This is a genomic window from Paenibacillus sp. TY11 (assembly GCF_059772165.1).
In genome coordinates, this window is the sequence record NZ_JCBAIQ010000001.1 from 43,917 (window position 1) to 56,319 (window position 12,403).

At 41.2% G+C, this 12,403-nt stretch carries 13 protein-coding genes and 1 pseudogene; 3 read left to right on the forward strand and 11 right to left on the reverse strand.

Annotated features, from left to right (window positions below; genetic code table 11):
- Positions 1-8: 8 nt before the first annotated feature.
- The 7 genes and pseudogenes from AC6EJC_RS00220 to AC6EJC_RS00250 all read right to left on the reverse strand — a co-directional run.
- A complete protein-coding gene (locus AC6EJC_RS00220; protein WP_013312456.1) occupies positions 9-797 on the reverse strand; it encodes an ABC transporter permease in 789 nt (262 codons plus the stop codon).
- Positions 798-803: 6 nt separating this feature from the next.
- Positions 804-1,625, reverse strand: a complete 822-nt coding sequence (locus AC6EJC_RS00225; protein ID WP_013312457.1) for an ABC transporter permease — start codon at positions 1,623-1,625, stop codon at positions 804-806.
- 27 nt (positions 1,626-1,652) lie between these two features.
- On the reverse strand, positions 1,653-2,582 hold the full coding sequence (locus AC6EJC_RS00230; RefSeq protein WP_444952206.1) for a nucleoside hydrolase: 930 nt from the start codon (positions 2,580-2,582) through the stop codon (positions 1,653-1,655).
- On the reverse strand, positions 2,582-3,655 hold the full coding sequence (locus tag AC6EJC_RS00235; RefSeq protein WP_444952207.1) for an ABC transporter substrate-binding protein: 1,074 nt from the start codon (positions 3,653-3,655) through the stop codon (positions 2,582-2,584). Before AC6EJC_RS00235 ends, AC6EJC_RS00230 begins: the two co-directional genes overlap by 1 nt.
- Before the next feature lie 174 nt (positions 3,656-3,829).
- Positions 3,830-4,174 (reverse strand): DUF2294 domain-containing protein, encoded by a 345-nt coding sequence (locus AC6EJC_RS00240; RefSeq protein ID WP_444952208.1) that lies wholly within the window; start codon positions 4,172-4,174, stop codon positions 3,830-3,832.
- A gap of 417 nt (positions 4,175-4,591) precedes the next feature.
- Entirely contained in the window at positions 4,592-4,888 is a 297-nt protein-coding gene (locus AC6EJC_RS00245) for a WXG100 family type VII secretion target (RefSeq protein ID WP_014278615.1), read from the reverse strand.
- Between the two features lie 37 nt (positions 4,889-4,925).
- Positions 4,926-5,684, reverse strand: a pseudogene (locus tag AC6EJC_RS00250) (lipase family protein); the annotation flags it as partial.
- 230 nt (positions 5,685-5,914) lie between these two features.
- Between AC6EJC_RS00250 and AC6EJC_RS00255 the strand changes: the two are divergent.
- From AC6EJC_RS00255 to AC6EJC_RS00265, 3 genes are all read left to right on the forward strand, one after another.
- A complete protein-coding gene (locus AC6EJC_RS00255; RefSeq protein WP_230585058.1) occupies positions 5,915-6,202 on the forward strand; it encodes a hypothetical protein in 288 nt (95 codons plus the stop codon).
- A 356-nt stretch (positions 6,203-6,558) separates the two neighbouring features.
- A complete protein-coding gene (locus tag AC6EJC_RS00260) occupies positions 6,559-6,915 on the forward strand; it encodes a hypothetical protein (protein WP_444952209.1) in 357 nt (118 codons plus the stop codon).
- 194 nt (positions 6,916-7,109) lie between these two features.
- Positions 7,110-7,454: a hypothetical protein gene (locus AC6EJC_RS00265; protein ID WP_254328177.1), complete on the forward strand. Its 345-nt coding sequence runs from the start codon at positions 7,110-7,112 to the stop codon at positions 7,452-7,454.
- A 258-nt stretch (positions 7,455-7,712) separates the two neighbouring features.
- On the opposite strand, the gene AC6EJC_RS00270 is transcribed toward AC6EJC_RS00265, so the two are convergent.
- The 4 genes from AC6EJC_RS00270 to AC6EJC_RS00285 are packed head-to-tail and all read right to left on the reverse strand — an operon-like array spanning position 7,713 to position 12,391.
- Positions 7,713-7,868: a hypothetical protein gene (locus tag AC6EJC_RS00270; RefSeq protein ID WP_444952210.1), complete on the reverse strand. Its 156-nt coding sequence runs from the start codon at positions 7,866-7,868 to the stop codon at positions 7,713-7,715.
- 27 nt (positions 7,869-7,895) lie between these two features.
- Positions 7,896-9,290, reverse strand: coding sequence for a hypothetical protein (locus AC6EJC_RS00275; protein ID WP_444952211.1), 1,395 nt, complete (start codon positions 9,288-9,290; stop codon positions 7,896-7,898).
- A gap of 21 nt (positions 9,291-9,311) precedes the next feature.
- Positions 9,312-11,333 (reverse strand): polysaccharide deacetylase family protein, encoded by a 2,022-nt coding sequence (locus AC6EJC_RS00280; RefSeq protein WP_444952212.1) that lies wholly within the window; start codon positions 11,331-11,333, stop codon positions 9,312-9,314.
- 17 nt (positions 11,334-11,350) lie between these two features.
- The gene (locus AC6EJC_RS00285) at positions 11,351-12,391 is read right to left on the reverse strand and encodes a hypothetical protein (RefSeq protein ID WP_444952213.1); all 1,041 of its coding nucleotides are present in this window, start codon (positions 12,389-12,391) and stop codon (positions 11,351-11,353) included.
- Positions 12,392-12,403: the final 12 nt, after the last annotated feature.

The window sequence follows — 12,403 nt, forward strand, 5'->3', positions numbered from 1 at the left end:
AGCCTCCATTACCTTTTAGTGAAGTAAGACAATCCCATCAGTCGTTCAATCAAGAACATCAGGATACCGGTCAAAATCATCAGCATAACCGAAATCGCCGCAATCGTCGGGTCAAAATAATTTTCGACGTAAGTCAGCATTTGAATAGGCAGGGTGCTGAAGCCCGGTCCTGTCATGAAGACGGAAATGTCGACATTGTTGAATGATTCCAGAAAGGCAATCAGGATAGCCGCAATAATACCTGAGCGGATGTTGGGCAGAACCACCTTGAAAAAGGTTTCCAGCCGTCCAGCTCCCAAACTAAGCGCTGCTTCCTCAATCGCAAAATCAAAGTTAGACAAGCTGGATGCAATGACCCTTATAATGAACGGCAGCATAATCACCGTATGTCCGATCAGCAGTCCAGCGTATACTGGCAAATGGTAAACGATGATCAGATAACGCAGCAGTGTAAAACCAAGCACAATACCTGGTATAAGCAACGGGGAGAGGAACAAAGCATTTAGCGCATCCTTCCCGCGAAACGAAAAACGACTAAGCGCATAAGCGGCAGGCATACCGATCAGCAGCGCCAAGATGTTGCCTAGCAGAGAGACGACAATTGACGTTTTGAACGTGGACATAAACAAATCGACTTCAAAAATATTTTCATACCAGCGCAAGGAAAAGCCTTGCGGAGGAAATTTTAATACCGTGCCCGGCTCGAAAGAAGTGACCGATATGATCAACAGCGGACCGAGCAGAAAGATGAAGACCAGCAGGCTAAAGAAGCCTAGTCCGTAATGTTTCTCCCGCATATCCACCTACCCCTTCGGATTGAGTTTATGGGCCGCCTTATTTAAGAGACCGACCACGATAAATGTAATAACAATCATTATTGTTGCAATAACAGAGGCTAAAAACCAGTCGTTTAGCGTCATCGCGTTCTGATACAAGAATGTAGCGATAACCCGCTGTTTTCCTCCAAGCAGTGCTGGTGTTGTATATGCAGTCAGGCTGCCTACAAAAACAAGAATGCTTCCAATGATCAGACCCGGAACAGACAGCGGGAATACAATTTTACGAAATGCGCTGAATCTGGAGGCCCCGAGGCTCTGAGCAGCATGGACAAGATCACCGTCGATATTTTCAAGTACACCAATCAGTGAAATAATCATCAGTGGTAAAAACAAATGAACCAGACCAATAATCATCGCTGCCGGGGTGTACAAAATATTCAGCGGCTCATCCACGAGTCCTAAACCGATTAGCACGTTATTTAAGAGCCCCTTGCGACCCAAAATGACCATCCAGCTGAATGACCGCACCACCGGACTCGTCAACAAGGGAAAGATGGCCAGCGCTAACAAAATTCCTTTACGACGCGGGGCCTTTTGCGAGATATAATAAGCCGTCGGGAAACCGAGTAATACGCATACGAGGGTCGTTACGACACTGACCTCCAGCGTAGTCAGCAATATTTTCAGAAAATAAGGGTCCTTGAAGAAATGGAGATAGCCTTCTAGGGTGAATGAGCTGTTCTGTACGAAGGTCGAACCGATCGTCAACACAATCGGAATGACCATGAACACCGCCAGAAAGAGCAGACCTGGCAGCAGCAGCCAATACAAGTATGTTTTCTTCATGGGTAGCTCCTTGCGGTTATCAAAATGTTATTCCTTGTTCAGCACCTGGATAAACAGCTCCAGAAAAGCTTCGCTGTCCACCTGTTCGCACACGCTCATATTGGGACTATGATTGAGGCGGTTCTGCACATCGCCCACCGTTTGTCCGTCACATATGCGACTGGAGGTTTCCACGTCGACATACAACAGTGAGGTATCTACTAACCTCGCATTCAACGCGACACCCACGGCAAGCGGGTCATGAAGCGCACACGCTTTTACCCCGTTGCGTTCTTCATAACGCTTGGTATAAACGGCCGTGCTTTCAGCTACATAATTACGAATGGCCGGACGGGTCAGACGAGCAATATGATCCGCCGTCAGCAACGCCTTCCGTGTTACATCCAGGCCTACCTGTATCAATCGATCAAATCCCGCATGAAATACGATCCGTGCGGCTTCAGGGTCAGCATACATGTTGTACTCTGCTACAGGTGTAATATTGCCGCACCCGTGAATCACACCGCCCATAAAAATGACCGCATCGACGTGATCCGTCAGCTCGGGACTCTTCAGCAGCGCCAGCGCCAGATTCGTGAGCGGTCCGGTGCAAATCAGCGTCACTTCCCCCGGGTGAGCCATCACTGTATCAATGATGATATCCGGTGCAAAACCTTCGGACGCAGACATAGCTGGGACTACTCCACTCAATGCGCCTCCGATGCCATCTTCTCCATGGACACGGTGCTCGTGCAGACCTTTACGTATTAAGGGAGCCTCCGCCCCCCGATAAACCGGAATATCCGGTCTATCCAAAAGGTCGAGGATTTTGCATGTGTTTAATGTTGCTTGTTTAAGTGAAACATTACCGCATACTGTAGTAATCGCTTTGACATCCAGCTGACCACTTTGGGCCGCTAGTAAAATACCTAACGCATCATCAATGCCCGTATCTACATCTAATATGACCTTTTTCATTATTGTGCAACTTCCCGGTTCCAGCGATCTGTCCATGCCTTGATATGATCGTTAACGAATTTCATATCCAGCTTGGTCAGCTTATTCACTACATCTGTACCGTACGTAATTCCTTCTGTATCCGCACCGGACAGTACCACCTGCGTGTTCACCGGAGAATCAACCTTTGCCTTGGCTGATTTTTCTTGAACTTCCTTGCTCAGCTGCCAATTGATAAATTCCTCAGCCAGCTCCTTCTGGTCAGAGCCTTTCACTACATTAATCGTGTTCATTACTGCGTAAGCACCTTCACTAGGGGCTACAAATTTCGCTCCTGGCACAGCCGCCTGCAAATCTTTGAAGTACATTTCCATAATCGGACCGCCCGCAATTTCCTGCTGACTAAACATGTTGACGAACTCGGACGTTTTACTATAAAACTTAACGATATTCGGACTCAGCTCCTTCAGTTTCCCGAAGGCTTGGTCTTCATTAAACTCCTTACTACCCGCTACCTTGGAGGCTGCATCTACCATCATCGGTCCGGCAGTCGCCGTAATATTTGGCAGAGTCACGTTTCCTTTGAACTCATTGCCCCACAGGTCAGCCCAAGAGGTCACGTTCTTTTTCACCAGCTCCGGATTGTAGGCAATACCGAGGCGCCCAACCGTATAAGCAGGACCATACTCCTCGCCCAGCGGTGCTTTGGCAATATCATAAATTTGATTCAGGTTTGGCACCTTGCTGCGATCCAGCTTCTCAAACAACCCCTGTTGAATTCCCTGTTGAGCATAATAATCAGACAGATAAATCAGATCGACGTCTGTGCTGCCTTGACTGATTTTGTTCAACCGTTCTGCATTATTTCCAATTTCTACAACGATATCAACGTTATGTTCCTTTTCAAAAGGCTCGTACACTTCTTTGTTAAAAAAGTCCTCGGAAAAGCCCCATGTAGAAATAACTAGTTTCTTTTTCCCATCAGCTGAGCCATCTTTTCCATCTGCTTGACCGCCAGTAGCATTGCTGCCGCAACCTGCCAGTACCACAGATGCCAAGGTCACAGCCATAAATCCTTTAAACCATTTTTTCATATGAAACTCCCCCTGTTTTTTATTCTGTACACCTTATGACACAAAAAAGAAAAGTACTCTTGTAAAACAAGAATACTTTTCTTCGTAAACAAAGAATAAGTTGATCCCGCTGCGCGTTATAACAGGTTCTCCCCTCAGATAGATCCGAAGCGAAAAGCCGAATATCCAATTTTATTAGGATTCTTTCAGTATGATGTTCGTAATTGCCCACTGCGTTGCTGAATCATAATCGCGCAGTAAAGCTTCTATATCGAGCTCCATATCCTCAATCAGCTTCTCGCGAAGTCTCTTCTTATACAGCATGGACATTCGGAAGTCCACTTCCAGCTTCAAGCCGGGGGCTTCCACTTCCAATGCCGCCGAGCGTGGAGAACGCCGGTGCTTCGCCACAAAGGTAACAATGTTGTTCTCAACGGTGGCCCGCAACAGCGTGGTCCCGAAGCCGAACAGTTCCTTTGAAATTTCGTTGTAAATCTGACACATTCGCTTCTTGCTTTCGTTACTGTCGAGCAGCGTCATGAACCCACCCTCATCAGCATATTACGTACAATCAATCTTTCAACACGATAGATTATACATAAATATACGATAAATAGCAAACAGAATCCCTAATTCAATAACATATGGCGCGAAAAAGCGAACAATATGTCGAACTTTGTAGCTTTTCGACATTTTTACACTTTTTTCGTCTAAGATAACAACGACTTCTTCCGGTATATCCCTTGATGAAGGTTCCAAACAGTTGGAAAGTGAAGCAGCAGACTACAAAGGCGTTATCGTCGCCATTCCGGGAGAATAATTTTTTTCTTCTACTATATTTTTTCTTCTACTATATACGTAATTTTATTTAAACACATTTAACCGTACCCCGCTGGAGTAACCATGGTGTACGTTTTTTTATATTATGTAGCTAACTGTAATGGGTTGAGCCTTTTATTACCATTGTGCAGCCCGTTTGCGTCTCTCTTCCCGTCGATCAGCTTCTTCCATTTTCCGAATATAACGTTTCAACTGCTCTTTATGATCGTCCAATTCCTGTATTCGTACAGTTGTGCCTTGGAGAAACGTCTCCATTTTACGTGTTAATTCAGCAGCCGATTCGCCCCTCCAGTCTTGCAGACGACCATATATATTTCTCATCTGCTGCTCCTGATGCTGAAGTCTTTGCTTTAGCTGCTCGCACTGCTGTACAGCCCTACGCAGATCCCCCAGGCTCAAAGATATTCTGCTCATCTCTTTTGCCTCCCGTTGTGTTCTTACAGCTGATCTATTACTGATCCACCATCGTGAATTCCTGGCCCTTGCGATCTATATATTCTGCTATCTCGGTAATCGATTCCTGATACCAGCGATTAATCCGATCCAACGTTGCCGTCGCACTATGTGCCAGCGGGGTCAAAGACTGACTTTCACTTGTTCCGACATGAGCCTGAAATAACTGGATGGATGCTCGGGTATCGCTAGAAAATCCATGCAGGCTGGAACGCATCTGGTTAGCCGCATGCTTTAGCTCCTCAGGTGTTAATTGAATTGTGCCTCCATTTTTGTTGCCCACAAAATATGCCCCACCATTAGCGCGACCATCTTGTTGTCCTGCTCCCATCAAATTCACACCCAGTGCAGTAGCAGCAAACTGCCCGAAGGCACCCATTTGTCCACCGTAGCGTTCAACCAAATCGCCCATGACTTCTTTGAATTCCGCCTCCGCTGCCAGCCTTTGTTCGTATGCCTGCACCCGTGGGTTACCTTCCACCAATTGACCGTCCATGGTGTACAGTGGATTGCTGATATTGCCATTTTCATCAAACGTAAAGTTTCCCATGCTATGAGTGTTCTCTCCACCTAATACAGAATTATAGAATTTGGTGAATGCATCTTGCTGTATCATAGGCAATGTAATCGGAACATAAACAATAGGAGTCCACTTGGGGCCAAGAAAAAGTCTTTCCAATTCGGTTTTTCTTTCCAAGGGAATTGAAACAGGAATAGTAAACTTGGCTACATTGGCAGTCTTATAATCACTCCCAATATGAAGTCTTTGGATCAATATCCAATAGGTAAGCCTCATCTGCTATCTTCCAGTATGTTTTTTCACTAATATACTGCAATTATTACCCCACCTTGTCTAATCACCTAATATATTATAAAGTTAGAAAAAGTTGATACTTTCAAAAAAGGAGCATCTAAAAATTGAAAAGGAAAAAAATTTGGGTTACTGCTCTCATCTTATTCTTCATCCTAGTAGGAGCTCTCTATTACATGCAGTACGCATCAAATATAAAAAAAGAAGAAGCCGTTAGAACAGGTATACCTATTGGAAAAGAGTACATCAAAAAATACTATAGGGCTGATTTCATATTTAAGAGTTATGACTATGTAGGTAGCTATGTTAATAATACGGTTCATCTAATCGGCTATATAAAAGGACATGAAGATCAATCGATATCTATCGCTTACGATTTTGAAAAAAAAGAAGTGCTTAGTGTAACCGGACCGGATTGGTTCATTGACAGTCGATACCCTAAAAAGAATGTTCCACCATTTTAAATATCAAGATTTGTATGCCAAAAAAAGCACATATGATTCATTCCAGTTCAAGAATATATTTTTCCAATCTAAGGAAGTGAAATCATTATAATACTTCCTGTTTACTTGCGGTATAGTTGAAGATGAAAATAAGTATAAAGTCGTTGGTTACTGCATTTCTGGTCGTGGTTCATACCTAATAACGATTAGGACTTTGTAACTGTATGTTAGAAGAAATTTGCATATATGAACACAATATTTAGAAGTTGTACTGAGCTAATCCTTATATTGGCTATAATGAGCTATTCTATTATTAACAAACAAAGCAATAATGTTTCTGGGTATATAAAAGGAGATAATAAGGAGAAGAATTCAACTTGAAGAAGAAAAAGGTTTGGGGGAGTATCCTTATATTACTTTCCATCCTTGTAGGAATCTTTTGTTACATGCAATATACAGCGAATATAGAAAAAGAAGCATACATCCAATCTGGCATACTTATTGGAAAAAAATACATTAAGAAGTATTATAATGCCGAGTATATTTACCAAAATAAAGAGTTTATTGGCAGTTACGTTAACTCTACCGTTTATCTCCGTGGCTATATAAAAGGGCATGAAGGCCAGACAATCTCAATAAATTACGACTATAAGAAAAAAGAGGTGCTCTACGTGACTGGACCGGATTGGTTCATCGACAGTAGGAATCCTAATAAGATTGTTCCGCCATTCTAAAATCAAGTCTGTATTCAAATAATTAGTCCCATTACAGATGATTTTTTCCTAAATATGAGGAAATAGTATCATTATAATACTTCCTGTTACTGAGAGATATTTGCAACAAAAATAAGAACCAAGTCATTGTTCACTGCATTCTGGTTGTAGTTCACATTAAATTATAAATAGCATGTTAGGGGAATGTTGCGTAAATGAACACAATCCTTAAATGTTGCACAGTTCTCATCATAATATTAACCATTCTGGACGGTTGTGGTTTTTCTACCGCTCAAGAGGAAGAGATAGTGGAGTCTGCTACTACTGTCAGTATCAAATATATTAAAACTCACTACAATACGGATTTCGTATTAAAAAATTACAATATTGAAGAAAACAGTGTCTTTGCAAGAGTACATCTTTACGGCTATATAAAAGGAAACGATACAGACTTAATTAGGATATCCTATGATTTGGACTCAAAAGAAATCGTCAATGTTACGGGACCGGATTGGTTTATTGATAGTAAGGTTATAGATAAGAATGCACCTTATTCCTAAGAAAGCGTATAGCATATTTAGCTCAATTTTAAGGAGAATACTTCAACTTGAAAAAGAAACAACTATGGCTTTTTGTCTTAATATCACTTGTCATTCTGGTAGGAGTTTTCTATTACATGCAGTACGCATCGAATGCCAAAAAAGAAGTCCTAGATGTATTAGGACCTGCTTAGTTCATCGACAGTAGGAATTCTAAAAAAGTAGAATATTGAACTATGATTGCAGAAAAGGCCCCTTAGGAGCCTTTTTCAGTCGTCGTTAGTCATATTTAACGCTATTCACCTTTGGTGCTTGCTTAGTTACATGAATAAAAGGATATTCTCCTTTGCTAATTTTACGTTTCCATTCTTGAATCATATCTTCTTGGGTAGGCGGTTTCTCATTCACGATTGCTCCTGTAGTTACTTTAGCCATATTCTTTACCCTCTCACTATGGATTAGTTATTGCGTCTTTATCTTTTCTCCAGTCATTTTGATGTTACCATCCATTTCTACCAAACTCGTTTTACATTTTAAACCGATAGCATCCTTCGCGGTGACCTGTATTGTGTTACCTGCGTTGAATACCAGGTTCCCGTCAGCTTTTACACGGATATCCTTTTTGCTTCGCAGTTCAATTCCATGGTCATCCAGCAGTCGAATCACCACTTCATCGTCGTTCCCCGTGATTAAAATTTCATTTTTCTCAAAAATAATAGCTTTGCGGTACTTGGTCATAAAGATCTTCGTCGACGGGTCCTTAATAAAGTCACCGCCTTTGGATCTCTTTCGGATCGAATGGGTCACAATAGCGTCTTTTTCTTTAGAGGTCGGAAAGTAGATATCTACAAAATCAAACAGCTCCGGCATGCAGTACCATCCCGTATTCCCTTCCGATGTATAAAATGTAGCCGTTGGAAAAGCGAAGGTTTCCTTGACGTTAGGCTTGACCTTATCCATTTCATAAAAGAAAACCTTCACATGGTCCTGCTCGATTCCAATAACCTTCGATTTTAACGAGATGCCACGAATACTTTCATTTACAATCAAATCCTGCTTCATTCCATCCAATGTAGTCAGTACATATTCATGCCACAAAGCACTATGGCGTATAAACGCAACCGATTGCAGGACGTATAATGCTTTCCCTTTAAATTTAACCTCCGCCCCAATTTGCAGCAGGACATCTCTAGCCCCTGTCGTTTGCACTTTATAATATAAAAGGTTGTCATCCTTGCTGGCTCCTGGTTTGGTTTTTCTGGTCATGGAGTAGTTATACTGCCTGAGCTCACGCTGATTGACACCATCCGGTAATCCAAAATAAAACTGAGGTTTTTCACCAACCGGATCAGGTATTAGTCCCCAACCGAGCCGAGACGCTATACGTTTCAGAAACAACCAGTCCGTCTCATCAAATTGCATCGTAAATTCCTGTAAAAGTTGATCCTTCAACCGGCTCGTACAATTGGCTTTGGGATAGGATTTGAGCACGTGTTCAAGCAATGCTTGCAGCTTCATCTTTACATTTTGAAAAGATTGTCTATGAGGTATTTCATCCATCTGGCTTGTATAAGATAGAGCTTCGACAACCAAATGAGCTACATTGGATACCATCTTGATTCTGAACTGCGTGACTGGCCCTCGAAATAGCACACTCTGTTTATGATCGTCATTCATATAAGAAACAACTAACTTCGCCCCTGCTTCCATATGATCTGTATACTCTTCCATTTGAGCACCCGTTAACACACCCGTCAAAAAGACCTTCACATGCTCATTCATTTTCTGTACAACTTTAACTTTTGGATTTTTAAGAGATAAAACCGTTCCATTATACTTGATGATTGGATATCCCATGTTACCGCTCCTCTTTGTCGGTTAGTTTACGTTAATCCGTTGTTTGCTAACGTATTGAACGACATCTTTAATGGTTTGATTATGTCCCTGATCGTTAAGAGCCTCATCTAATGCAGAGAGCGTGGTAAAGGTTTTATTTTTCTTCTGAAAATATATGTCTGCTATAGGGAATGGCTTTGCACCATCTGGTCCAGAGCCCGTTTCATAATAAGCAATAATGATAACGTCTTTTAATCCATCCTTATTTACATCCTTGAAAGCCACTGCTTCTATGCCTTCATCAGCATACCACCATTCATTTCCATATAAATCTGGAAATGAATATATAACTCGCTCTTGGTCATCTAATAGAAAAAAGTAGTTTTTGGGAATTTCATCTTTATTTGCTTGAGTCGATACAAACCGTACTTTCCCAAAGCCTTCGAAAGTAGTTTGAAAAGACTGCGACTCTTCAATTTCATATTGGTCGGTATTCAACTTTTCACCGCCAACTGTGGAAACAGACTGATCCTCAACGGAACTTAACTCACTCCATAGTTCCTCATTTTGCCTAATATTCTCTGGAATTTGTGCAAAACGAATTTCATACTCCGCATGGTCCCCTACCACATGTGCCATAGGTACACTCATCCCCAATGAATCATTTGTGAAATAACTAAACGATTCCATTTCTACTTCCGCAAGCGAACCTTTGGTTACATCCGCATTTGTTAACAATTGAATCAAATCATCTTTTGTGAAATCACCCATTAACCCTTGTTGCTCCGGCTGAACAGCTGTAATCTTCCCGCTTTTTATAAGCTCAATAAAAGGTTTCTCGACCTTTACCAAATCCCTCAACCTTATTCTTGAAACCTGCTTCATATCCAGGTTCGTCGTATAAAACATATGAGTAGGATAGGCTGCGTCCTTCACATAATGAATACCCGTATATTGAACACTCAAGAATCGTTCACTTTGTTGTTTGATCTCATAATCAATTTCGACATGGACTCCAGAATTGGAATCCGCATAGTTTTGTAATCCTTCTAAAGCATCAGCCTTAAGAATTTTGTTTAAAGATTTCTGCTTTGCAATATCCTTGAGTTTTATAATTTGAGGGTATTTAATCACGATCCCATTTTTTGAATATTCCTCTTGAATGAGTTCATAGCTTTGCCGTTCACTATGAGTATTCAAGGCGGTGCTATATTCGGAATCAATACGGACTTCTCCACTTTTGGAGAACTCAATGATAAGGTTCTGTTCAGAATCATCACTGTTTATGAAGAAACCATCGCCGTGGTCTAAAACTCCGATACTCATGCTATCATGTTGTCGACTCTCTAAAATAATAGGCTCATTCATATCCCTGTTCAGTTCCCACGCATCAGGGAGCTTCATCTTACCTACATTTATGCTTTTCTCCGTCCACTTTTGTCCAGACAACTCCCACAAATCAACAAATACAGGGTCTGGGTGATATATGGAGACATGCCCCCCTAACCACAACTGTATTCCTTGGTCTGAATCTCGAACCACAAAGTCTGTAGTCAATTCTGGCCCGCCATCCTCAATTATCTGGGCGTGTACAAGTTGCCTCGAACTCCACCACTGAATAAATGTGTATTTATCTCCGATCGTACCTGTCACCGTTTTAGGTGCTCTATAATTCATAACCCTAACGTTTAGCTGCCCACTTTTTAACTGAAACGATTTTGTTAAGATAGTGAGATTGTTATCGAACTTTTCTACTAATTCTCCATCCTTCATCTCTACACTTTTAGGCTCGTTTAACAACAAATTAAGTTCCTGTGTGAACTCCTGAATCTTATTCCTTCTGACTTCAGCGTCTCCCTCCTCATCGTCGACTATCCGGAGTGTTTGTACTAACGCATCCAGCTTATTCGAATAGAGAATCGCTTCAGCTTTATTGGGAAGAGGAAGCTCACGATCTGCTTCTACTTTTGAAGAACTAGGCTCCTTCACGCAGCCGTTTAGCACCACAAAGGAAAATAACAATAACAGGATGCAACATAAACGACCGTTATTTAAGTGATTCATGCCGGGTATCACACTCTCTACAATTTATCATTTACCTCTATGCTCATAATCTTCCACCTGCCCGACTGTTTCTCCAACGCAAAAACAAGTCCTTTGTCTGTTTTCTCTTCATTTGAATTACTTCTTACTAAAAAGGTCTGCTGATTACCCTCATAAGCGATTTCTTTTATATCTAGATCTAATCCCGTATAGTCCATAGCGGAGAAATCTATGCTATCCTCAAAATCATATTTTGGGTTTACTGACAAAGCAGTGAATTTCGCCATCTCAGGCAAGTGTATCAAGAAGCGATTCATAAGATAATGATCTTCCAAATAATTTTGGATAATATCTTTAGGAACCGTAGGGTATACAAATTTTTTATCTTTATTTCCATATAATACTTCTGATCTTTCTGGCCCAGTCCTGTCAAATTTCTGATACGTCATGATTGTATGTTGTTGAGTATCCTGAAAACGGTAATAACTCACATCCTCAAAAACACTATCTTTATTAATATCCTCCAGCTTCCTGATTCCTTGCCCTGTTGCTTCTGGATAATTGTAATTCAGGTTGCTAATTCGGTTATGGTCTAAAGTAAATATAGAGAATCCTTCTGCCTCATCCACTTCGCTAGTGGAATATACTACGATGAAATCACGCTTAGTTTGGTCTAAATGCATAACCTTAACGTCCTTATTAATATGCTCTGTAACTATCGGATCATCCAATTTTCCAATTATTTTAAGGTGGTCATCCTTATTTCTTACTACATATATAGATTCTAAATGATCCGATTTTTTCCCAAAAGCAATCACAAATTCTAAAGTACCTTCCTTATCAATATCCTGTTTTATTAATTTTTGTAATTTCATATTAGCGGGTTGAATTTTCTTAATAAACAAATCTAATTTATTCGATTCTTGCACAATAGCTTTGCTTGAATCATACGTTAGCTCATGGCTACTAGCAGTCGATATAGCTGATTTAGAAACTGTGCCCTTTACCTCAACTTCTTTCTTCAGACCACAACCACTAAAAATTAGAACAACTAAAACAAGCACAAATAGCTTCTTCAATTACACTCCCTC

Bases quoted from the DNA above. Each gene is read 5' to 3' on its own strand.
- AC6EJC_RS00220 (WP_013312456.1), bottom strand. From the start codon at position 797: ATGCGGGAGAAACATTACGGACTAGGCTTCTTTAGCCTGCTGGTCTTC.
- AC6EJC_RS00280 (WP_444952212.1), bottom strand. From the start codon at position 11,333: ATGAATCACTTAAATAACGGTCGTTTATGTTGCATCCTGTTATTGTTA.
- AC6EJC_RS00230 (WP_444952206.1), bottom strand. From the start codon at position 2,582: ATGAAAAAGGTCATATTAGATGTAGATACGGGCATTGATGATGCGTTA.
- AC6EJC_RS00270 (WP_444952210.1), bottom strand. From the start codon at position 7,868: ATGGCTAAAGTAACTACAGGAGCAATCGTGAATGAGAAACCGCCTACC.
- AC6EJC_RS00265 (WP_254328177.1), top strand. From the start codon at position 7,110: ATGAACACAATCCTTAAATGTTGCACAGTTCTCATCATAATATTAACC.
- AC6EJC_RS00255 (WP_230585058.1), top strand. From the start codon at position 5,915: ATGCAGTACGCATCAAATATAAAAAAAGAAGAAGCCGTTAGAACAGGT.
- AC6EJC_RS00245 (WP_014278615.1), bottom strand. From the start codon at position 4,888: ATGAGCAGAATATCTTTGAGCCTGGGGGATCTGCGTAGGGCTGTACAG.
- AC6EJC_RS00225 (WP_013312457.1), bottom strand. From the start codon at position 1,625: ATGAAGAAAACATACTTGTATTGGCTGCTGCTGCCAGGTCTGCTCTTT.
- AC6EJC_RS00275 (WP_444952211.1), bottom strand. From the start codon at position 9,290: ATGGGATATCCAATCATCAAGTATAATGGAACGGTTTTATCTCTTAAA.
- AC6EJC_RS00235 (WP_444952207.1), bottom strand. From the start codon at position 3,655: ATGAAAAAATGGTTTAAAGGATTTATGGCTGTGACCTTGGCATCTGTG.
- AC6EJC_RS00240 (WP_444952208.1), bottom strand. From the start codon at position 4,174: ATGACGCTGCTCGACAGTAACGAAAGCAAGAAGCGAATGTGTCAGATT.